The organism is Paenibacillus polygoni, assembly GCF_030263935.1.
In the GTDB taxonomy this organism is placed as follows: Bacteria; Bacillota; Bacilli; order Paenibacillales; family Paenibacillaceae; genus Paenibacillus; species Paenibacillus polygoni.
The window spans coordinates 1,557,216-1,578,803 of sequence record NZ_CP127162.1; the positions used below are offsets into that span (position 1 = coordinate 1,557,216).

Here is a 21,588-nt window from a genome sequence, read left to right on the forward strand (position 1 = left end):
TTTTCACTTCTATTCTTTTTGCTCTCAATTGGTTATAATCTCGATCAAACGTTATATAACTGAATACCTTTCATTACCTTGAGTATTTCATCACTAGAATTCATATAACTGAGTAACTCCATGTCCAAATCTGTATAGCCATCGTAGAACAAGTTGACTAAGTAGGTATCATCTGAATCAGAAAAAAGTGCAGAGATTACGATATGCTATTGTTTTTATTTGTAAGATAAAAGAGGTAAGACCCGATATAACAAATGACCACACCACTAGCAAATATGCTAAAGTTATACCCCAGCATAGAACCACCTATAATATTAAGCACTAAGGTAAGAATTCCAGCCAGAATAAAAACGACAGAAGCCAGTTGGTGTGTTTTTTTCCATACGGTTTCGTTAGATAAGGTCCAGCGATTGGCAAATCCAAAACCGTAGCCACTTCTCGCTCGATATAGATAGTTACCAACAATGATAAAGATAATGCTGACGGTCATATTTCCAAGCATGTAGAAATTAAAATGGTAACCTAATCCGTATAAGATCAGCGCAATTTGGATTCCGAGCAGAATGAATAGTGAAATCTTGTAAATCAATGTGACTTCTAGAAGATTTGCACGGTGAACAAGACGTTTGGCATTTTCACGGGTGAGTAGAAGCAGCAGCATGGTACCAGGAACGATAGCCAAGGCCACAAGCTTAGGTGCGGTATTCGTAGGTGTATTATCTGCTCCAAATTGAATAACTAATGTTTCAGGCAAGAATGGGTAAGCAAATAAACCTAGAATCATCGTTATACAGATAAATACAAGTGAAAAGAGATTCTTTTTTACCAAATGACTCAAACTCCTCTCATTTTAAAAATAAACACAGTACATTTTGTTTTATTCCTTGTTAAATTTCAGTGCCCAGTACATAATCTCTTGGATCATGGTTGTGTTAAGAGAATAGTGAATGAACTGTCCTTTTTTCTCTGCGTGAATTAAATCTGCTTGATTTAAAATACTTAAATGATGGGAAATGCTTGGTTTTGTCATATGAAAATGGTCTGCAATTTCTCCTGCGGTCATGTCTTCTTTTCTGAGTAATTCAAGGATCTTCATTCTCGTTGGATCGGATAGCGCTTTAAATGTGTTAAACATGGATTTCACCAACATATCTATATTTAGATAATTTTCTAAATACAGTATAACAGTTAGTTAAGGAAAATGGAATCGATTTACAGATTGTTTAGTTTCTTATTTATCTGAACCCAAAAATAAGAAAAGACCGAGGAAAGATTCCTCAGCCTTTTTGTTATCTTTAGCTGTTTGGTTATAGACAACGCATGCAATAAATCTAAAGGGACATCACATCAGTCATAGATGGCTTGATAATTATAGGCAGCTTGACAGTCATAGGTAGCTTGATTGTTATAGGCAGCTTGACAGTCATAGGCGACTTGATAGTCATAGGTAGCCTGGTAGTTATAGGTAGCTTGATAGTCATAGGTAACTTGATAGGGCTTTATGTATCTGTTCTATTTCGTTACTATTAAATATAAATTTCTACAATTGTGATATAACGATGCTTCGCAAGATCAATAAACCCATGAGGGGTTTTTACAAGAGGCCTGAAATAATCATTTGGATTGTTCATTACAATCATGCCAGTATCACCGGTAGTGAGCAGGACTTTTTTACCGATGAAATTCGGCAGCAAGTTTTTGATAAAATTTTGGGTGACTTCTGCATTCAATTGACCAAAGCTAAGGCCGTACAGCTCACATAGGACAGAGATATACTCTTGTTTGGATTGATACACGCGAGTAGTAGTCATAGCGCTGTATACGTCTGCTACAGCCGCTATACGCGAATAAGGATGGATGTCATCCTTGCGCAGCCCGTAGGGATATCCACTTCCATCTTCCCGTTCATGATGCTGAAGTGCAGGGAGGGCAAGGAGTTCATTTCCTGTGGACGCAAGAATAATCTCATGTCCTTGTTTTGCGTGTTTTTTCATAATTCTAAATTCTTCGGTGCTGAGTTTGCCAGGCTTATGCAATAGTTCTTGTGGAACTACTGATTTCCCGATATCAATGAGATAACCTGCTTTAGAGATGTTATAACAGTCCTCTGCTGAATAACCAAGCCAAGAGGCCATATAATACGTGAGAATGCCTACTTGGACTGAATGGTTATATGTGTACTCATCATCGCGATCTAAAAGCAGGAGCAGTGAGACAACATCCTTCTGCTCGACAAGCTGCTCAGTCATCGGTTGAAGCAGTTCATCAACCTCGTTCATAGCAATGGTTCCTGTGTTCATCGCTTGCTTGAAGATAGATGCCGTTCCTGCCATCGTTGTATCAAACAGCGGAACCAGCTTCATAAGTGATTCCCCTGGGGACGAAGTGACAATAGGAGCAGGGAAATCGGGCAGCTGTACACTATCCGCAATGTTTACATAATCAATACCGTGTAATTTAAGTCTATTAATATCGGAATCATTAAGGAGAGAGCCTGCTGGCATCAGCTGCACACCGGAATGATTAAATGCATCACTTTCCAGTAACTGACCGGGCTTAAGATCGGTGACATGTAATCTCAAACAAATAAACCACCTTTAAGCATTGAATTTAAAATGATCATAACAAGAAAAAAATGGTATGACAATGACTTGTTAAAGGAAACGGTCATATTTTGGGATTCCACGGTCCAGTCTGATGGCCCTTCCACTCGGACCCATCTGCCCATACTTCTTTTTTCCATATAGGCACAATTTCTTTTAGACGTTCAATAGCGTATCTGCTGGCATCATAGCAATCAGCTCGGTGAGGAGAAGATACTGCGATGACTACACTAACCTCTGCAATTCCTACTTTACCCAGTCGATGGGAGATGGCACACCGTGTTCCAGGCCAGCGTTGGTCTATTTCTTGTCCTATCGTTTGCATCATAGATAAAGCCATAGGAATATAAGCTTCATACTCAAGGAGAATTGTCCGCTGATCGCCTGTCATTTCTCGTGTGGTACCAACAAAGGATAGGGAAGCTCCATGATTCGGAGTAATAACTTTATCGGTTACTTGTTCCACAGACAGCGGAGCGTAACCAATTGTATATAGACCATCTGATGTTGTATGGATCTCTTCATGTTCAGCGGACCTTGAAGTAGTTCCATCTCCACCAGAAACAGGCGGGATGAGGGCGACTTCATCGTCTGAATTCAGCAGCGAATGGGAGGGTGCGTATTCTTGGTTTATGGCAATAATCGCACTTTCGATTAGTCCCGCAGCATCCGGATACTGATGAATGAGTTCTTCTTTTACTTGCCCTGCTGTTGTAGATTCTGTTAACGTAAGTTCGACTCTGGATTTGCCAATTCTTTCAGCTATTCCAGCAAATAATAAAACGGTTATTTTCATTTCTTCACCTCATTTTTGCTTGGTAAACCCTTTTAATATATCATATCTTACATAGAAATGTTATGCTTATCTATTAGAGGAAACAGGAAATAAGGACCAGGCTGTATCATTTTTCCGGAGGAGGGAACGAAGATGAACGTTTCACAAAAACAAATACTTACCATTCTTCACACGAATGATATCCATAGTCATTTTGAACAAATGGGCTCGCTCGCAGCGATGATTCATGAAGCTAAAGAACAATCTTCATCCGGAGAAGAAGTGCTCGTTCTTGATATAGGAGATCATATGGACAGGATGGCCGTAGAGACAGAGGGCACGATGGGCGGTGCAAATATTGATATCATCAATATGACAGGCTATGATGCGATTACAATCGGAAATAATGAAGGTCTAACATTTACAGCAGACATTCTTGATCAGGCATATGCAGGAATTTTATGTCCCGTTGTTTGTGGGAACCTCCTATTAAAAAGCACAGGGAAACCTCCCCTATGGATGAAACCCTATCATATCCTCAATAAAGGCGGGATTCGGATTGGACTCCTCGGAGCGACTGCTCCGTTTAATTCTTTTTATGAACTAATTGGGCTTGAAGCACTTGATCCGATGGATACACTCCGAAGTCAGGTTGCCGAGATAAGGGATCAGGTTGATATTGTGATTGTATTGTCTCACTTAGGTATTATGATGGATGAGAGAATAGCCGAAATAATAGAAGGGATTGATGTGATTCTCGGGGGACATACACACCATGTGCTTAAAGAACCGCTGCTCATTAATCGTACTGTGGTCTGCGGCGCAGGAAAATACGGTCAGTATTTGGGGAAAGTAACCCTCGAACGTCATCCTGGACAGGAGCGTTTTTCTTTGGTTTCTGGCGGATGTTATCCGGTAAATGAGATGCTTTTAGATGAAAATGTAACTGCGGCCATTCTTGCTCATCGTGAGCAGGCTGAGATGAAGCTGAGCCGGACGGTAGCGATTACAGACAGAGAACTTCCGATTTCTTGGGATGTGGAATCCCCCTTCGGTAATTTATTAGCTCAGGCAGTAAGACAATTCACAGGGGCAGAACTCTCTGTTGTGAATGCAGGTCAGCTTTTAGGAGCGCTCCCAGCAGGAAATATTACGGAGGGTATGTTACATTCTTTATGTCCATCTCCCATAAATGCGTGTACAATTCAGTTAAAGGGATCAGATTTGCGCAACGCGCTGGAACAAAGTCTCCTTCCTGAATATAGAGAGCTGGTATTTAAAGGTTTTGGCTTCCGAGGTTATCAAATGGGAAATTTGTGTCTCGATGGTGCTGAAGTATATTATGATGATTCGCTGCCACCTTATCATAAGATTACAGAGATTTGTGTTCAAGGAACGGTTCTTAGGGATGAGCAGCTTTATAAAGTAGGAACGCTTGATATGTTTACATTTAATATTGGTTATGAAAGTCTGTCTTTAGGGACCGATTTATCCTATCGATTACCCGAGTTTATTAGAGATTTGCTCGGTATAGAACTGCAAAGACCAGAGTCACTAGAAGAAAGTTCGTCAGCCCGTTGGCATCAAGTCATATCGAGGTAAAGGAACGGTTAGAGAGCATTTTAATGTAGGCAGGAGAGGGTGACCTTGCGTCTTGTACCCATTGCTATGCTTGAGCCGGGGATGAAACTCGGCAAGCGAATATATAATGATGAGGGTATGGTTTTACTCAGGGAACAAATTGAACTGACAACCCATCTGATCAAGCGAATCTCTCAGTTGGGTATTCGTTATGTATATATTCAGGATCCTCATATGGAAGATATTGAGTTTCCTGTTATGTTACGAGAAGAAACTAGGATCCGAGCTATGAAAGAGATTAAAGAGCAGTTCACCAGTCTAGCAGGCGGTAATATGAAAAATAAATATCCTTATTTAGGGAAAAAATTTACCGGTGTGATGGAGCTGATCCTTGAGGATATTTGTTCTCAGCCGGGTGTTATGATTATGATGACGGGAATGCATACCATGGATCACACTTTGTATGATCATTCGCTTAATGTTTGTATTCATTCTTTGATTCTTGGTAAGGCACTCGGTTATGACAAAAACAAACTGATGGAGATCGGTCTTGGTGCGATGCTGCATGATATAGGAAAGACTCAAATCCCTCCTCATATTTTGCAAAAGCCAGGAAAGCTGACTCCTGAGGAATATGAAATCGTAAAGAATCATACGTTATATGGATTCAAACTTTTAAAAGATGAACCTGGCATCCCTTTATTATCGGCACATTGTGCACTTCAGCATCATGAACGAATGGATGGTCAAGGTTATCCTCAAGGGCTAAAGGGATCGGATATTCACGAATATGGCAAGCTGCTTGCACTTACAGACTCTTATGATGCCATGACCACAAACCGTATATACCAGAATGCTCTGCTGCCTCATCAAGCTGTGGAAATGCTGTTCGCGGGTTCAGGAACACTCTATGATCAGCATATCTTGGAGGTTTTTAGGGATTACGTAGCTATTTATCCAATCGGTCTTACGGTACAGCTTATCACCGGGGACACGGCAGTTGTTGTTCGTATTCATCCTGAAGCGCCGCATCGCCCCGTTGTTCGAGTTATTACAGATTCGGAAGGCAGGAAGCTGCATACTCCGTATGATCTTGACTTAATGGAACATTTATCCGTTATGATTGCGGGTGTGGGCGGGGAGGCAGTAATGATGACTTCGGAAGAGCCTCAGTTTACATAACGAGGTATTTTTGTTGGGTAAACGAATCAATTTCATAATACCTTTAGTTGCTTTAATTAGGACTATAGATAGATCAAAATGGTTTTATTTGTCTATATATAGTTACAAATTTATCGTTTTAATGAGTTATGAAATTGATTCAAACAGATGTGATATACGAAATGAATAATGTTAAGGATTGCTTTATGCGGTCCGTTTATTTTAGGAAGTAAGGTGAATTAAAATGAGTTTATTAAATCATGAAACAAATTCTTTGCAAAAGATTTCTCCGTCTTATGATCCATGGGATCCAATTATGTCACTGCGAAAATATGGGCAGCATAAGCTGACAAGTGTAGAGATGACAGTGACTCACTTGTGTAATATGCGCTGCGAACATTGTGCGGTAGGAGACATGCTTGTCATGAAAGAGGCGCCTGCACTGCCTGTGTCTGAGATGATCAAGGCACTGGATCAGGTGGAGCATCTGGAAACGATTAGTCTGACAGGCGGAGAACCAAGTTTTCTCGAAAAAACGGTAGATGAAATGATTGTACCGCTGTTGAAATACGCAAGAGAACGGGGAATAAGATCCCAGATTAACTCTAACCTGACACTTGACCTGAGTCGTTATGAGAAAATGCTGCCTTATCTTGATGTTATGCATATTTCATTTAATTATCTAAGTGCTAAGGATTTGCATGAGGTCGGATTTACAAACAGTCCGCGGCCGGTGAGTTATGATATAGCAGCAAGAATGTACGATAAAATGATGGAGAATTCTTTGAAACTGAGTGAGCAAGGAATGTTTATATCTGCCGAATCGATGATTAATTATCGCACGCATGATAAATTAGCTGGTATCCATCGTTTAATTGGACAGATGGGGGCAAAACGTCATGAAGTGCACCCGATGTATGCATCTAACTTTGCTGCTTCTCTGCCGGTACTTTCATTAGATGACATGCGTGCAAGTATCCATGGACTGCTGGACGCCAGAGACAAGGACATGTGGATGTTATTTGGAACCTTGCCGTTTTACGCTTGTAATGGGGGAGAAGAAGATCGCAAGCTGATTACAAGACTGCATAAAGAGCCGAATGTGACGGTACGTAATGATCCGGATGGTCGTAACCGGGTTAATGTGAACATGTTTACTGGTAATGTGTATGTTACGGATTTTGCAGATATCCCTGCCTTCGGCAACATTAAGAATCAGAAGCTTGATGATATTTTTGAAGAATGGACGACAAACCATCCACTGAATCAGACCGTAAACTGTTTTTGTGATGCTGCTCAGTGCTGTGGGCCTAACCTGCTTGTAGCAGATATGTATTATAAGGATGTCGATTTCAAAACAAGAAAAGCATTCTCTGATATCGTATAATTGAATGAGCTTACGTAAATATAAGATTACGATCAGGCAAAATAATAAAGGAGAGGCAGTCACGTCATATACGTAACTGCCTCTTTTTTAGATTTATTCGTTAAGAAGCAGCCTGATCATTTTTACGCATGCTTACTCGTATGAATTTAATTACTTCCATCAGCAGTACGGAGCCGAGGGCAAGTCCACCGGCAATAAGGAATTCATTCCATCCAAACGTTGATGGAATGGAGAAGATACCGCGTACGGCAGGAAGCAACGTAATTCCGTATAGAACGAAACATAGCAGGACGGCTCCAATCACATATTTATTGGACAAGAAGCCTACCTGGAAAATCGTTTGCTGGCTCGAACGTGCGGCAAAGGTCTGCAGGGTACGTGCCAGAATCAGCGTTGTAAAGGCCATAGCTACACTCATCTCCGGCGAATGCTGTAGACCGATATACTGGGAGACAATAACTGCGATCCCGATAAGGAGACCTCTGGTAATCACTGCAGTAAGTGTTCCGCCGGCAAAAATACCTTCGTTAATATCACGCGGCTTGCGCGACATTACATTTGGTTCTGCTTTTTCCATCCCTAGGGCGATGGCAGGAAGTGAGTCATTCGCCAAATTGATGAACAAGAGCTGGATCGCTGTAAATGGATTAATCCAGTCCACAATTAAGGCGAAGAGAATCGCTATAATGGCACCTAAATTTCCCGCAAACAGATAAGCGATTGCTTTCTTAATGTTATCAAATACAGTACGACCTACTTCAACGGCGTTAACGATAGAAACGAAATTATCATCTGTCAGAATCATGGCAGACGCATCTTTAGCTACGTCCGTACCACTCCCCATTGCAACCCCAATATCTGCTTGCTTTAATGCAGGAGCATCGTTAACTCCGTCACCCGTCATCGCGGTAATTTGGCCTTTTTTCTGCCAAGCACGAACAATTCGAATTTTATTCTCAGGTGATACACGGGCATAGACGGAGATATGTTCTAACTTCTGATCAAGTTCTTGTTCAGACATGGCATCTAGCTCTTGACCTGTTACTGCAATATCTCCTTCACTCATGAGTCCGATATCTCGTCCAATAGCCTCAGCTGTTGTTTTATGATCGCCTGTAATCATTACCGTACGGATTCCTGCTTTCTTGGATTCCATAATCGAGTCAAAGACCTCTTCACGCGGAGGATCGATCATTGCGGTAAGACCGACAAGAACAAGGTCATGCTCGTCATTCACACTAACTTCAGTGGTCTCATTAGGAATATTTTTATAGGCATATGCCAGAACGCGGAGCGCTCGTTTAGAGAACTCCTCATTTTGATGACGAAACTGTTCGATTATTTCCTCTGTGAGCGGTTGTTCTTCACCGTGGATGAAGACACGATTACAACGACTGAAGAGTACGTCAGGTCCGCCTTTTGTTAAAATTGTTTTCTGTCCATCAAACGTATGGATGGTAGACATCAGTTTTCGATCCGAGTCAAAAGGAATTTCTGCTTCCCGTGGGAATTGGTCCCGAATTTCACGGTAATGTTTGTTTTTATTATTGCTAAACGCAATAAGCGCAATCTCCGTTGGGTCGCCGAGTTCTTTTCCTTCTTCATTGATATGGGAATCGTTACAAAGGACAGCAATGTGCAAAAGTCTTCGTTCTGCAGCGGTTAACGTATCTGGATCATCCGGAAATTCTTCTTTGGTTCCTTCAGGCAGATAATAATCGACCACGGTCATTCGGTTTTGAGTCAGCGTACCCGTTTTATCCGTACAAATGACGCTTGTTGAACCTAGAGACTCAACCGCAGGCAATTTACGAATAATCGCATGCTGCTTTGCCATTTTATTCGTTCCTACGGAAAGAACAATTGTGACAATGGATGATAAAGCTTCCGGTATTGCAGCAACGGCAACCGCAACAGCGAACATAAGAGCATTCAGGATCGATGCTGTCATATCTACGGAATTATTGTTAAAGTAAATACGCGCTGCCTCTACGCCGAAAATAATAACGGACAGGATGAGGATGAAAACCCCTAGTTTTTTACTGAATTTATCTAATTTACGCTGAAGCGGTGTTTGCTTAGATTCTGCACTTTCGATCAGACCCGCAATCTTTCCAATCTCTGTTTGTTCTCCGGTAGCGGTAACGACAATCGTTCCTCGGCCGTAAACGGTAAGAGCACCGCTAAATACCATATTGAGGCGGTCACCAATAGCCGCTTCACCCTCAATAGGCTCGGTATGTTTCTCAACCGCTTCCGATTCACCGGTCAGCATTCCTTCATTTACTTTTAAGCTGCCGGATTCGATGACACGACCATCTGCAGGCACGTTGTCTCCTGCCTCAAGGAGCACAATGTCGCCGGGTACAAGTTCTCTCGCAGGTATCGTTACACGTTGTCCGTCTCGAATGACCTTCGCTTCCGGAGCAGATAGGTTTCGAAGGGCATCAAGTGAACTTTCTGCTTTTCTTGTTTGCACAACACTAACGATGGCATTAAGAACAAGAACAAGGAAAATAATTAAAGATTCAATATATTGCCCAAGGAAAAGCTGAACAGCAGCTGCAATAAGAAGCACAATGACCATAGGGTCTTTAAAGTTATCTAAAAAAAGTTTCCATAGGGGATCTCGATCTTTTGATTTCAGTTCATTATAGCCTTCTGAATCCAGTCGTTTTTGTGCTTCTGTACTGGAAATCCCTTGTTCTGAACTATTTACTTTGCTGAGAACTTCTTCTTTACTTTGTTGATAGTAATTCAATACGAATTTCCCTCCCTTGTTATTCTGACTGCCAAAGATGTAAACCAGGCCTGAAGTCTCTTTTGCCTTATGTATATTTTAAGTATCAGCAAAAGAAAGTAATGATCTCTCTTCGTGTAATTTCTCCACACCCTCCTCTTGTTATGCTTGAATCATAAATACTCTGTTCATTACCCGCATAAATAAAGGGAGATATCAAATTTTTCAGTTAAATATATATCTTTTGTGAATTGAGCCACTTCAAATGAGTAAGGAAATTGATCCGCTCCATTTATATTTTACATAACCCAGGTTTACATGACTGTTAAAAAATGCGTATCATATACATAGATCGTTATGTACTTCGAAATATTTTTGTTACGGAAAGGATGCTGCAATAATGAATCAAATGGTTACCCTCAAAAAGCCGGAGGCCATGATCTTTGATATGGATGGTACTCTTTTTCAAACAGAATCACTTCTCATCCCAGTTTATCACCGCCTGTTTGATATCTTGAGGGAGGAAGGTCATCATGAAGGTCCAACTCCGCCTGACGAACTTATGCTCGGATGTCTTGGAATGCTGCTGCCGGATATTTGGAATAAAGTAATTCCGAATGCCACAGATGAGGCGAAGGCTCGTGCAGATGAGCTTCTTTTGCAGCTTGAACTAGAGGATCTTAAAGCAGGTTCTGGAGTCCTTTATCCGGGAGTAAAAGAAACACTTCAAGAGCTTCACAGCAGAGGTGTCAAACTTTTTGTAGCAAGTAATGGACTAGAACATTATGTAAAAGAGATAGCAGGAATCCACGGAATCGCGGAATGGTTTGACGATCTATACAGTGCAGGTGAATTCAGTACCGCTTCAAAAGTAGATCTTGTGAAGCTGCTTTTAGATAAACACCAAATTAAAAATGCATGGATGGTAGGAGATCGTTCTTCCGATGTGGAAGCAGGGGCCAAGAATGGTCAGACTGTTATTGGCTGCGCCTATGCTGGGTTTGGTAATGAAGACGAACTTAAGGGTTCAAATGCATATATAAATGACTTCACAGAGCTTCTCGAGCTGTACAACCAAGCTGAGTAGATAAATTAGGAATACCTATTGAATGAAGTCTGCATAATAAAAAAACAAGCCGCTATTGTTATATGCTTTCCTGCATGAAGGATGAAACGCTCCTTCAGTGGACAGATATAACATAGGCGGCTTGTTTTTGGCATATCTTTTATAAGAATGAACTATTTTTTTGTTTGTAGAGCCACAGCGAGTATTCAAGAGGTTTAATCATGGCCTGACGGTATACCTCTTCTTGGCCAATCTCAATAAATACTTCCCGTGCAGGTTTAGGATTGACTTCAATAAGATAAATATGTCCCTTTTTATCAATAGCCAGATCGAGAGCAAGCTCACATAGATCTCCGTAGGTTTTCTCCAGATATTTAGCAACCTCAATACCGAATTCTTCTGCTGTTTCACGGACCTCGTTTCGTTTTTCGGGAAGGGAGATCCATTTCGATAAAAGTTCGTTCATCTCAGCTGCTCTGCCGCCGCCATGCAGATTAGAAGTTACGCTTCGCTCTGCACCAATTCGTCCCGCACAGCCGGTACACTCCCACTGCCCATATTTATTCTTCTGTACGAGCATACGGTAATCGTGAACACGACCATTGGGAAGTTTTAATTGAACGCCCTCTTGAATGATATAACGAGTTTTCGTATCTGCGGAAGGAAGTAACGTAGATATATTCTCTATTTCGATCTTTCTAGGGGACAGGATACGTCTTTGTTGATCCCGTCCTTGTACAAGTAAGGTGTTACCGTTTTTTGAGCTCCGCTCTATACGCAAAATACCACGGCCGCCCGTACCGTTAATCGGTTTCAGGTAAAGAAGTCTGTGTTTTTTTAACATTAATTTGACATCGGCTGTGCTTCCATACAGTTTGGTATCGAGTAAAAAAGGGCGGAAGAGTGCTTTTTTATTCAATGCTTGATGCAGGGTCCACTTATTACGAAGCGGACGATTTAGAAATAGGAGATGTGCATATTTTTTGCGAAAACGAAGCAGTTCTTGGAATCGTTCTCCTCGCTGAATCCGGCAACGATCAAAGATAAGGTCCGGAAATGAACGCCATTTACGGATCCAGCGATTTTGCTCAGGTAAATACATGAGGGCATGAATCAATTCTTTGCTGAAATTTACATCGGAGGGAGTGAATACATATACGTCAATGCCCAGCTTTTGGCCTTCCTCAATCATCATCTCATAGACTTTTTTCTCTTCAAGATGCTTTTTATCGTTAAGATACAGCGTGAGTATGCCTAGGACAGGTGACGGCATAAAAGGATCACCTTCTCTAATTTTCTATTTGTCTCGCTAAATAGGTGCAGTAATGAATGATTCGCTCGAGTGACCGTTTGCGTATCAAAGGCTCATCAAATTTCATCGGTTTTGCATTCGCTTCAAAGAAACAGATGCCTCCGCTCGGGTTAACACCAAGATCCATGGACATCTCACCAAGCTTATGACCTGCTGCCTTTTCCACTTGTTTTGCAATCGTGATGGCCGTCTCTTTGACATGATTCATAATCTGACTTGCCCCCTCTGAACCAAACACTTCACTCAGCAGTTCATACGGGTCTTCCACGCTGCCGCCGCGAGGAACATGTGTTGTAATACTTTTATGACCGGCAAGTCTTGCTCCAATTCCAGAGAGGCTCCAGACGCCTTTGCTGTTCTTCTGAACCAGTACGCGAAGGTCAAAAGGCCGGCCTTTATAGGTGGCGAGTTTGATTCCCTGCTGAATGATATATTTGCAATCTTCCGTTTCTAATTGGACTCTGTTCCAAAGTTTCTGGAGAGTGGCTGCCTTGTAAGTCACACTTTTTTTATTATCTTGTATTCGAAGGATATAAGGCATTTTCTCTTTTTGCTGAAAAGTAAGGCGCATAATTCCTTTGCCTGCTTTTCCATTTTCCGGTTTTAAATAAACATAGGGGTATTGCTCCAGCACTTTTCCGAGTCCTCGCCTGGTTCGAAGTCTTTTGGTATAAGGGATAAAATCGCGGGTAGACTTTCCTTTGCTAAGCCATTCAAACAGGTCCCATTTATTAAAAAAATAAGGATTGAACAGAGTGATGCCTGGATGGTCCAGACACTCCTGTATTTTTTTCTTTACGAGTGGATCTTGCTCATCTTCCCTTTGAGGAATACGGTTATAGATCACCTGAGGAAGGGGGAACAGGTCTTGGACCCATTCCTTTACGTGTTCATCATAGCGATATCCTTTAATTTCACGAGAAGACAGCTTTAGGTCGCGAACGGTTACGATGTATACAAAACAACCAAGCTCTTCACCAGTACTTATAATGTCACGGAAATTGTTGCGATTTCCCCGGAAGAGAAGCTTCTTATCATGCATGGTCAGAATCGCAATAGTAGGCCTCGTGTCCCTGATCTCGCTAATCACAAATTTTCCCTCTGATGGAACTGACTTAGATATAAACAGTGGTCTACTATGTGTTCCACCGATGCTTTCCCCTCGACTCTGAGCTGAGGGTGACGGAAGATCGATCGCCCCGGTTTTGCGTTCGCTTCGAACATCCATACGTGTTCCTCCTGATCAATGCCAAGGTCAAATCCGATTTCACCAAGAACGTGCTTATGATGAAATTCAATGGCCTCTGCAAGTTTTATAGCCACATCTTTTGTTTTTTGCAAAACTTCAGCTGATCTGCTGCCAAATGTTTTACTGAGTGCTTGTTCTGGTGTCATTAAAGAACCGCCATTTTTTATGTGGGTGGTAATGGATCCTTTTCCGGCCTTTTTAGCCCCGATTCCCACGACAACCCACTTGTTGTTACCATTTTTATGCATATGAAATCGAAAATCGATCGGGCAGCGGTCAATTTCTATAAGTCTAATTCCTTGCTGTGCAACATAATCATGAGACTCTGAGCCCACTTTTGCTTTTAACATTCGGGTAAGGCTTTTAAACGTCTTAAAGCGTAGCAGCACATTACCGCCTGCTTTACGATAACGGCAAAAATATCCGCGGCTCGGCAAATAGGTCAATCGATAGATACCTTGACCCAGGCTTCCGGAAGAAGGTTTATAATACACAATTTGATGTTTTTCTAACATTTCATTAATGAGTTCCATACTTGGATTCAGATGGGACTCGGGTACATAACCATTGACGGTTTGATCATCTTCGAGGAGTTTGTAAATATCTGATTTATTAAAAAAACTCCAGTTAAAGAAAGGGATGTTTTTCCGTTCAAAACGATCTCGGAGCTGGTTTGTAGAATACGAGAAATCAGATCGTCTGCTCGGCAGGCGATTGTAAATCACATCAGGAAGCGGTACACGCTTTCTGACAAAACTGCCAGAACTGTTAAGGAAATAGCCGTTGATCGTATCACTGCTCCAGTCAATATCTCGAGGTGTGAAACCAAAAGTGTACGATTTCTGGCTTCCCTCTCTGAGTAACTGTTTCACAAAGCCAGTTCTCGAACCAAAGGGTTTGGTAGCAGAGGGAGGACCATCCGATAAAATCCCAATGAGTGGTCCGAGATGCACTTCGTCTCCTTCCACATTTTTTACCAGGATGCCGCCTGTGGTCGGTACCTTAATCGCACTGCGAACACCATTTGAAAGATAGATATGTTTTCCGCTTTTCTTCATTGGCTTTAGATTGACTTGAATCCGATTTTTCCCCAGCCGGATATGAATATTTTTTTTACCGGATAATTCGAAATTTTTAATAAGGGCATTAGATAAATAGATGATTTTCTCCGGCCGCTTCGTAAAATGCAGATTGCATAATGTCAGGCTCATTTATTTTTATCCTCCTATCCCAAAAACGCAAAGGATTATTGATGTGTATATTTACAGAACTGGCAGCTTGCTTTGGAGGGATGTATTCCATTCTTATTTGTGATTACTTTAATGAATAGGTGAGTCATGTGAACGGAGCAGTAAATAACGAGCATACTCTAGCGGTCGATGACAAGCTTTATTTATACTCTCGGAATCACCGGAGAGAAGGAAGGCAGCACGCCCTGGTTTAGAGTTCACTTCAAGAATCCATAGTTGACCGTTTCGGTCGATTCCATAATCAATGCCAAGCTCGCTGAGTCTTCCATAGCGGCTTTCTAGAATGCTCGGAATAAGTGCAGATAGTGCTGTAGTTTTTGCGAAAAGGAGAGGGGTGGCTTCTTTTCCGTATTCCTGTTCAAGAAAGGTCCGGGCATCCCTAGCTGTCCCGCCCCCGTGAAGATTGGAGGTAAGACTGCCTGCCGGGCCTTCCCGAATAACCAGCCCGCTAAGGTCCCACTGGCCAGCACCATTTTTTTGTACCAAAGCTCTAAGATCAAATGGTTTCGTATCTTTATTCATAAGCGGCAGAAAGGGCTGGATAATGTAAGGTTTGGCAATGAGAATACGGTGCAGCTGTGCAAGGCCGGAAGAGAGATGGGAGAATCGTTTCTCGAAGCTCCGGTTATACCGGTTTCGTCCCTGAATACATAGAGTATGCTCCGCTGAGATCCACTGTGCTCTCACCGTACTTTTGCCATGGCTTCCTGCTTGCGGTTTCAGAAAGACGCCATCCGGATATTTTTTCAGCCATGCTTTTAGCTGCTCTTTAGAGGTGTAGAGTTCAGTCTCAGGTAAATGTTTATGCAGTATTTCACATGATTGCAGTGTCTGATATACATGCCATTTGCCTGGCAGGGCTCTAGAGAGAAACCGGATTTTGCGGGAAGCAGATTTGCTTGCCTGACGTAACCTGCGCCGAAATACTCCGGGAACTGGAGTGAGACAACGGTCATATATCAGATCAGGTAAATCAATCGTTTCCTGAGTCCAGTTCTCATTTACATAGCGATATCCTTGATATTTTCCATTGGGTGCAGACCCTTTAGGAGTAATAACCACAACGTTCATATCAAATTTATTACTTTCCTCACATAACCTTTGGCAAAAGACTTCATCCGCAAAAGGAGGTGAACCTTCTCGTTCGTTAACGAGAACCCCGAGAGTACCGAGTGTTCCTTGCATATCTCATGTTCCTCCTTTCTGGTGTATGGATTTAGAAGCCTGCCAAATAGGCAGAATATTCAAGCATTGCTTTTACAGAAGGGCGTATCTTGTTATCCGAAAGCGGTGTGTTATCATTTTTGGAAGGCTTGGAATTCACCTCAATAAGCCAAATGTTTCCTGATGTGTCCATAGCAAGATCAATACCAAGTTCTCCAAAGTGAGCTGGGATGGTTTCTTCAATGGCTGCAGCAATATCAAGGGCTGCTCGGCGCATTTGCGCAAGGGCATTTTTTTTGACTTCCGGAGGCAGTGACGTTTTATTCACCGCTTCTTTTAACGTACTAAGGGAGCCGCCTCTAGCCAGATTCGACACAAAATGGCTTCCTCCGGCGATTCGCGCCACAATAGAGGTAACCTTCCATTTTCCTGTGTTATTCTTCTGAACCAAGGCTCTAAAGTCTACCGGCTTTTTCCCAATATCAATCAGCGGGATCCCTTGCTGGATCTGATATTTTGTTGTTTTCATCTTACCTGATAATCCTGTGAAAAGTTTGGCTAGAGTCGGATAAGTCTGTTTCTGTACACCGCCTACTAAGGTGGCATGAGTCAGATAGGAGCCGTCCGTTTGCCGTGAAATTCGAATAATACCTTTGCCAAGACTGCCCCGTACAGGTTTTAGAAATACAACGGGATGAGCCAAACACATACTTTTAAATCTAGAAAAGGACTTAAGCAGGTAGGATTCAGGCAAATATCGTTTAAGTCCAGCATTTGTCTTCAGCGCTTCGAATACTTCATGCTTATCGAGAAATTTCTCATTATACATCTCTGTTCCGTACAGGGATTTTACTTCCTTCACAAAATGCTGTACGCTAGGTTTATTCTCAAGTTTGCGTGAAGTAAGCCGATTATTGATGACGTCGGCTACTGGCATGACTGTTTTTTTCCAGCCATCGTCGTAAATCCAGCCTTCGATTTGCCCAGTTACCGTTTCGACGTGACTTGGAGTAATGAAATACACATACGCACCCTGTTTTTGACACGCACCGACCAGTTCTCTACAGAACATGGTGATTGAACCAAAAGGTTTTTCAAGCTGTTCCGGGTAGTCTCTGCTGATTAGAACACTAATGAGCGGACCAATACGTAGTGTACGGCTGTCGGCATGATAACGAATTTGAAGGACAGAACGGTGAATGAGACCCAGTTTCTTAGCAAAGGAGGGACTCATCCGCATCCCTTCGTATTTCGGGACGGAAAGAACGGTTACTTCTTGACTCAAACTTCCGAATGCGAGGATTAACGGACGTCCAGTGGGGATTTTCCATTGCTTGAGAAATTTATCCCCGAGCATCACGACGTCATCCTGCAGAAGGCCAGATCCGCTTATTTGGATCGCTACTTTTTTCTTTGACATCGTGGATCTCCTTCCAGGGGGCAAACAAGATGTCTGTTTTAGGGTGGAATGGGTAATAGAACAATGCATGTAATTCATCATATGAGGACATATATCCCTTGGTGATTGACCTACTTTTTAAAATTGTTTTTCACTTGCCTGAAACCTAACCTAGAAACGAAGTATTATTTAAAATCAGCTGGGAGGAATTATTAATGAATGTTCATGACAAAGCTAACGAACTTGCAAAAGCACTGAAAGAAAGCGAAGAAGTACAGGAAATTACAGCAGCTATGAAATTGGTGGATGCAGATCCAGACAGCAAACGTATGCTCGAAGACTTCCGCAGACGCCAGAACGAAATTCAGCAGCGCATGATGTCAGGTGATATGCCGGCTCAAGAAGAGATGGAACAAATGGAAAAATCATTTGAAGTTCTAAGCCTGAATCTTAATATCCGCAGACTATTTGAAGCTGAACGCCGTTTGAGTGTGATTATTGAAGATGTAAACAAAATTATTATGGAAAGCCTGCAACATCTATATGGCGGACCTGCAAATCAGTAATCGATAGGATCGATTCTCTAATTTCTCACACTTCCTAATTTGTCCACATATTTACCACTTCTCATTCATAGAGTAGATATATAGATTCATGAGAAAGAGGAGTGAGAAATGTGATAGGAAGATTAAAATTATCGAAGGCAAAACATATTTTCTACATGCTTATTGCCGGTGGAATGACGCTTTATGCCTTGCCTAATCTATCGTTTACCGGATGGAGTGGAGCATTCAGTGCTACTTGGTTAGCTTTTGCCCTTCTCGTTATTGGTGCTAATCTGCACTTTATACTGGGTGTAGACGAGGAGAAGAAAAAAGCACTTGACCGAGTACGTAAATCGAAACTTCGTCAGTGGGAACTAAAGTGGATGGAAGATAAGGAAAGTGGGAAGACGGTGAAAATTGTTCCTGCTAAGGAGCGTTCACAGTGAATCTTTCACACGTAAGGGGTTTGTTCTGTAAGCTGGAAATGGCTTCAGGACAACCCTTTTTTTGTTTCTATTAAAAACCTAATTTTGGTTATTTTATGTAGTTCGTGATATAATGAGTACAGACTAGTACAGTTCCGAAATAAAGGGGTGTAACAGATTGGAAGGGAACGAAGAAAACGTTACGAAGCATGTGCAGCTTCTTGAATACATAAGGCATCTAAAAATCGGGACAAAAATATCAGTTCGTGGATTGGCAAAAGAACTAGGTGTAAGTGAGGGAACGGCATACCGAGCTGTAAAAGAAGCAGAAAATGCGGGACTTGTTGTTACAAGAGAAAGAGTAGGAACGATAAGAGTAGAGAAAAGATTGCGCGGTGCTTCAGAACAGTTGACGTTTGGAGATGTAGTAGAGATTGTCGAAGGGTTTGTTCTTGGAGGCAGAGAAGGGCTTTCTAAACCACTGCACAAGTATGTGATCGGTGCCATGAAAGAAGAAGCGATGGCTAAATACATTGATGCAGACAGTCTGCTCATCGTAGGTAATCGCGACAATGCTCATTTACTGGCTTTGAATCAGGGGGCTGGGGTCCTGATTACAGGAGGATTCGAGACAAGTGCAGAGGTGATCCAGCTTGCGAATGAGCTGAGCCTTCCTATTATTTCATCCCGACATGACACCTTTACAGTAGCATCTATGATCAACAGGGCTATTTTTGATCGACTGATTAAGAAAAAGATTATGCTTGTTGAAGACATCGTAGGAGATAAGCCCAGATCCTATTATCTGAAACTTAGCAGTACGGTTTCCGATTTCAGCAGGCTGGTCTTGGAAACAGGCGAGCTCCGTTTTCCGGTTATAGATGAATGGAATCGGGTCATCGGGATTATTACTCGCAAAGATGTCATTGAACTGGATCAGAACGAGGCGATCGAGAAATGTGTGGTGCGTAAGCCGGTTACAGCAACCCTCAAAACTTCTCTTGCTTCTGCGGCTCAGTTAATGGCTTCGGAGGGGATTGATTATTTACCGATTGTGGATCGAAATCGGAAGCTCATTACCTCGGTTAAACGCAGAGAAGTGCTGGATGCCATGCGAGAAGCACAGAAACAACCGCAGCTTGGTGAAACGTTCGATCATTTGATATGGAATGGTTTTGTAGAAGAGCGAGGACCTGAAGGAGAGACTAGATATAATGGGATTATCATTCCGCAGATGGCTACGGACTTAGGTACGATCTCGGAAGGTGTACTTGTCAACTTAATGACGCAGGCGGGGTATAAAGCTGCTCAGGAGAAGACAGGCAGTGATCATGTACTCGAGAATATAACAACTTATTTTGTACGGCCTGTACAGATTGAAGACAAGATTAGTATTGTGCCGAGAATTCTTGAAGTCAGCAGACTGAACTGTAAATTGGATATTGATATTATCCATGAAGATCATAAGTTAATCTGTAAAGCAATCATGACCCTTCAAGCGATTGACCGGGTATAAACTACAGCGAAAAGTCCACCTTATACAGGGGACTTTTCGCTTTTTTGATTTGCATAGTAACTGTGGTTACGAATACCGGAAAATACATGGAATGCGCCAAGAACAAGAAAGATCGCTTCGATGATGACGGCAATCGTAGACCCCTGAAACATGAACATCTGGATACAAGCCAGTACAATCAGCATGATACCCATCCAGATATTGCTGATTGCTTGTAAAATGCCTCTCTGCTGCAGATCACGAGACCTTCTGCTGCGAACACTAGAGATACCCGCCGTGACTGTAGAGATAAGAAGCAGTGCAAATAAAATGTATCTAATGATATCTAGCATTGTTGGTAAGACAGCTCCTTTTTGGGAAAAATATACATGTTGACCTCATTGTATCATGAATTTCAACTCGTATATTAAAAAAATCCCGCGGGCTTTAACCTTTCTTAACGAAAAGATGGCGTGATTTCGATCCATACTTGAAGCACACCTTCCATAACAAGCATGGTTGTAATTTTCACAGAGTACGGCTTCTCTCTTACCGTATATGTTTTTTTATCCATCATAATTCGTGTCATTTTACTATACTCATCGATGTTATATACATCTCTGCCCCGCAGCACCTCGAGTTCATCACCTAACAGTTGTATAATCTCCTTCACCGAAACCGAGTCGGGGATCTTGTCTGATTCTTCTGCACGTACATGAATTTCTTTGATTACGGTTTGTCGTTTACTGTATTTTTTTAAGGTTTTTATATCTTCAATATACTGTTCTTCTTGAATCTTTAAATCCTTGTTTTCAAGCCAAAGCTCATTGTAACTTGCGTGAAATACGGCATTGTAGACGACGCATCCGATAATCATACCCAGCACAAAGACACCGGATAATTGGATAAAAGGACGTATAAGATAGGTTGGCGGTACACGCATGATACGTTTACCTCCTTCCTAGTTTCGTGTTGTGCATATCCATTTGACTAGCTCTGTCCCCATATGAGCACCTAAAAAAGCGAAAATCAGATACAAGATTTGTTTAATCGCAGGAGATAAGTTCCCATCCAGCATATTGCTTTCTATGACACGCATGGGATCAATCGTTCCACCGACAGCAGCGGCTAGAGCCCAAATTTTTATTCTGCCTGCAACATCCAGCATCGTCTGAGTAGGAGGCTGAAGGGATACCACTGCACCGACTCCGCCGAGCATTGCCCCGCCGAGTACAATGCCAAACGCAATAAAGAAATCAAGGATAATCTTAGACATGAAACTCATAATGTGGTCCGGCTCCTTTCTGTCCTCCTTCGTGTGAATCCTAGAAAGGAAGGACATAGCTTGCTTGTACTCTATTCTATGGGCGGAGCCTGCCTTGATATGATAAAATAGAAAAGATAAAATACGTGAAATATGATTAAGGGAAGGATGT

20 protein-coding genes are annotated in these 21,588 nt (G+C 42.0%); 7 read left to right on the top strand and 13 right to left on the bottom strand.

The features are described 5' to 3' along the window. Positions 1–196: 196 nt before the first annotated feature. The 4 genes from QPK24_RS07525 to moaD all read right to left on the bottom strand — a co-directional run bounded on the left by QPK24_RS07525 (position 197) and on the right by moaD (position 3,399). Positions 197–829: a DUF1648 domain-containing protein gene (locus tag QPK24_RS07525; RefSeq protein WP_285747540.1), complete on the bottom strand. Its 633-nt coding sequence runs from the start codon at positions 827–829 to the stop codon at positions 197–199. Positions 830–877: 48 nt separating this feature from the next. Beyond that, positions 878–1,135, bottom strand: coding sequence for an autorepressor SdpR family transcription factor (locus QPK24_RS07530; protein ID WP_285747542.1), 258 nt, complete (start codon positions 1,133–1,135; stop codon positions 878–880). 391 nt (positions 1,136–1,526) lie between these two features. Further along, positions 1,527–2,582 carry an HD-GYP domain-containing protein gene (locus tag QPK24_RS07535; protein ID WP_285747544.1) on the bottom strand — a complete coding sequence of 352 codons (1,056 nt, stop codon included), beginning with the start codon at positions 2,580–2,582 and terminating at the stop codon, positions 1,527–1,529. A gap of 85 nt (positions 2,583–2,667) precedes the next feature. After that, positions 2,668–3,399 carry a molybdopterin converting factor subunit 1 gene (gene moaD / locus QPK24_RS07540; RefSeq protein WP_285747546.1) on the bottom strand — a complete coding sequence of 244 codons (732 nt, stop codon included), beginning with the start codon at positions 3,397–3,399 and terminating at the stop codon, positions 2,668–2,670. Positions 3,400–3,531: 132 nt separating this feature from the next. Between moaD and QPK24_RS07545 the strand changes: the two genes are divergently transcribed. The 3 genes from QPK24_RS07545 (at position 3,532) to yfkAB (ending at position 7,507) form a co-directional block, all read left to right on the top strand. Next, positions 3,532–4,980, top strand: a complete 1,449-nt coding sequence (locus tag QPK24_RS07545) for a bifunctional metallophosphatase/5'-nucleotidase (protein ID WP_285747548.1) — start codon at positions 3,532–3,534, stop codon at positions 4,978–4,980. Positions 4,981–5,025: 45 nt separating this feature from the next. Further along, on the top strand, positions 5,026–6,141 hold the full coding sequence (locus QPK24_RS07550) for an HD-GYP domain-containing protein (RefSeq protein WP_285747550.1): 1,116 nt from the start codon (positions 5,026–5,028) through the stop codon (positions 6,139–6,141). Between the two features lie 223 nt (positions 6,142–6,364). Continuing rightward, positions 6,365–7,507, top strand: coding sequence for a radical SAM/CxCxxxxC motif protein YfkAB (yfkAB, locus tag QPK24_RS07555; protein WP_285747553.1), 1,143 nt, complete (start codon positions 6,365–6,367; stop codon positions 7,505–7,507). Positions 7,508–7,607: 100 nt separating this feature from the next. Here the strand turns inward: yfkAB and QPK24_RS07560 are convergent, their stop codons facing one another. Continuing rightward, positions 7,608–10,268 carry a cation-translocating P-type ATPase gene (locus QPK24_RS07560; RefSeq protein WP_285747555.1) on the bottom strand — a complete coding sequence of 887 codons (2,661 nt, stop codon included), beginning with the start codon at positions 10,266–10,268 and terminating at the stop codon, positions 7,608–7,610. A gap of 379 nt (positions 10,269–10,647) precedes the next feature. On the opposite strand from QPK24_RS07560, the gene QPK24_RS07565 reads away from it, so the two are divergent. Then, positions 10,648–11,334 carry an HAD family hydrolase gene (locus QPK24_RS07565; RefSeq protein WP_285747557.1) on the top strand — a complete coding sequence of 229 codons (687 nt, stop codon included), beginning with the start codon at positions 10,648–10,650 and terminating at the stop codon, positions 11,332–11,334. Positions 11,335–11,473: 139 nt separating this feature from the next. Here the strand turns inward: QPK24_RS07565 and QPK24_RS07570 are convergent, their stop codons facing one another. The 5 genes from QPK24_RS07570 to QPK24_RS07590 all read right to left on the bottom strand — a co-directional run bounded on the left by QPK24_RS07570 (position 11,474) and on the right by QPK24_RS07590 (position 17,708). Then, on the bottom strand, positions 11,474–12,586 hold the full coding sequence (locus QPK24_RS07570; RefSeq protein WP_285747559.1) for a YheC/YheD family endospore coat-associated protein: 1,113 nt from the start codon (positions 12,584–12,586) through the stop codon (positions 11,474–11,476). Positions 12,587–12,602: 16 nt separating this feature from the next. After that, positions 12,603–13,712, bottom strand: coding sequence for a YheC/YheD family endospore coat-associated protein (locus QPK24_RS07575; protein WP_285749172.1), 1,110 nt, complete (start codon positions 13,710–13,712; stop codon positions 12,603–12,605). Continuing rightward, a complete protein-coding gene (locus QPK24_RS07580; RefSeq protein ID WP_285747561.1) occupies positions 13,712–15,085 on the bottom strand; it encodes a YheC/YheD family endospore coat-associated protein in 1,374 nt (457 codons plus the stop codon). The genes QPK24_RS07575 and QPK24_RS07580 overlap by 1 nt, the downstream gene beginning before the upstream one ends. 108 nt (positions 15,086–15,193) lie before the next feature. Further along, the gene (locus tag QPK24_RS07585) at positions 15,194–16,309 is read right to left on the bottom strand and encodes a YheC/YheD family endospore coat-associated protein (protein ID WP_285747562.1); all 1,116 of its coding nucleotides are present in this window, start codon (positions 16,307–16,309) and stop codon (positions 15,194–15,196) included. Between the two features lie 31 nt (positions 16,310–16,340). Next, positions 16,341–17,708, bottom strand: coding sequence for a YheC/YheD family endospore coat-associated protein (locus tag QPK24_RS07590; RefSeq protein ID WP_285747564.1), 1,368 nt, complete (start codon positions 17,706–17,708; stop codon positions 16,341–16,343). Positions 17,709–17,902: 194 nt separating this feature from the next. Between QPK24_RS07590 and QPK24_RS07595 the strand changes: the two genes are divergently transcribed. From QPK24_RS07595 to QPK24_RS07605, 3 genes are all read left to right on the top strand, one after another. After that, positions 17,903–18,253 carry a YlbF/YmcA family competence regulator gene (locus tag QPK24_RS07595; protein WP_285747566.1) on the top strand — a complete coding sequence of 117 codons (351 nt, stop codon included), beginning with the start codon at positions 17,903–17,905 and terminating at the stop codon, positions 18,251–18,253. 110 nt (positions 18,254–18,363) lie between these two features. Further along, positions 18,364–18,678 carry a hypothetical protein gene (locus QPK24_RS07600; protein ID WP_407082961.1) on the top strand — a complete coding sequence of 105 codons (315 nt, stop codon included), beginning with the start codon at positions 18,364–18,366 and terminating at the stop codon, positions 18,676–18,678. Between the two features lie 157 nt (positions 18,679–18,835). Further along, on the top strand, positions 18,836–20,173 hold the full coding sequence (locus QPK24_RS07605) for a DRTGG domain-containing protein (RefSeq protein ID WP_285747568.1): 1,338 nt from the start codon (positions 18,836–18,838) through the stop codon (positions 20,171–20,173). A gap of 20 nt (positions 20,174–20,193) precedes the next feature. On the opposite strand, the gene QPK24_RS07610 is transcribed toward QPK24_RS07605, so the two are convergent. The 3 genes from QPK24_RS07610 to QPK24_RS07620 all read right to left on the bottom strand — a co-directional run bounded on the left by QPK24_RS07610 (position 20,194) and on the right by QPK24_RS07620 (position 21,440). Next, on the bottom strand, positions 20,194–20,505 hold the full coding sequence (locus QPK24_RS07610; RefSeq protein ID WP_285747570.1) for a YtpI family protein: 312 nt from the start codon (positions 20,503–20,505) through the stop codon (positions 20,194–20,196). Positions 20,506–20,609: 104 nt separating this feature from the next. Further along, complete coding sequence (locus QPK24_RS07615; protein ID WP_285747572.1) at positions 20,610–21,095, bottom strand: sporulation membrane protein YtrI; 486 nt, start codon at positions 21,093–21,095, stop codon at positions 20,610–20,612. An 18-nt stretch (positions 21,096–21,113) separates the two neighbouring features. After that, positions 21,114–21,440 carry a YtrH family sporulation protein gene (locus QPK24_RS07620; protein ID WP_191798628.1) on the bottom strand — a complete coding sequence of 109 codons (327 nt, stop codon included), beginning with the start codon at positions 21,438–21,440 and terminating at the stop codon, positions 21,114–21,116. Positions 21,441–21,588: the final 148 nt, after the last annotated feature.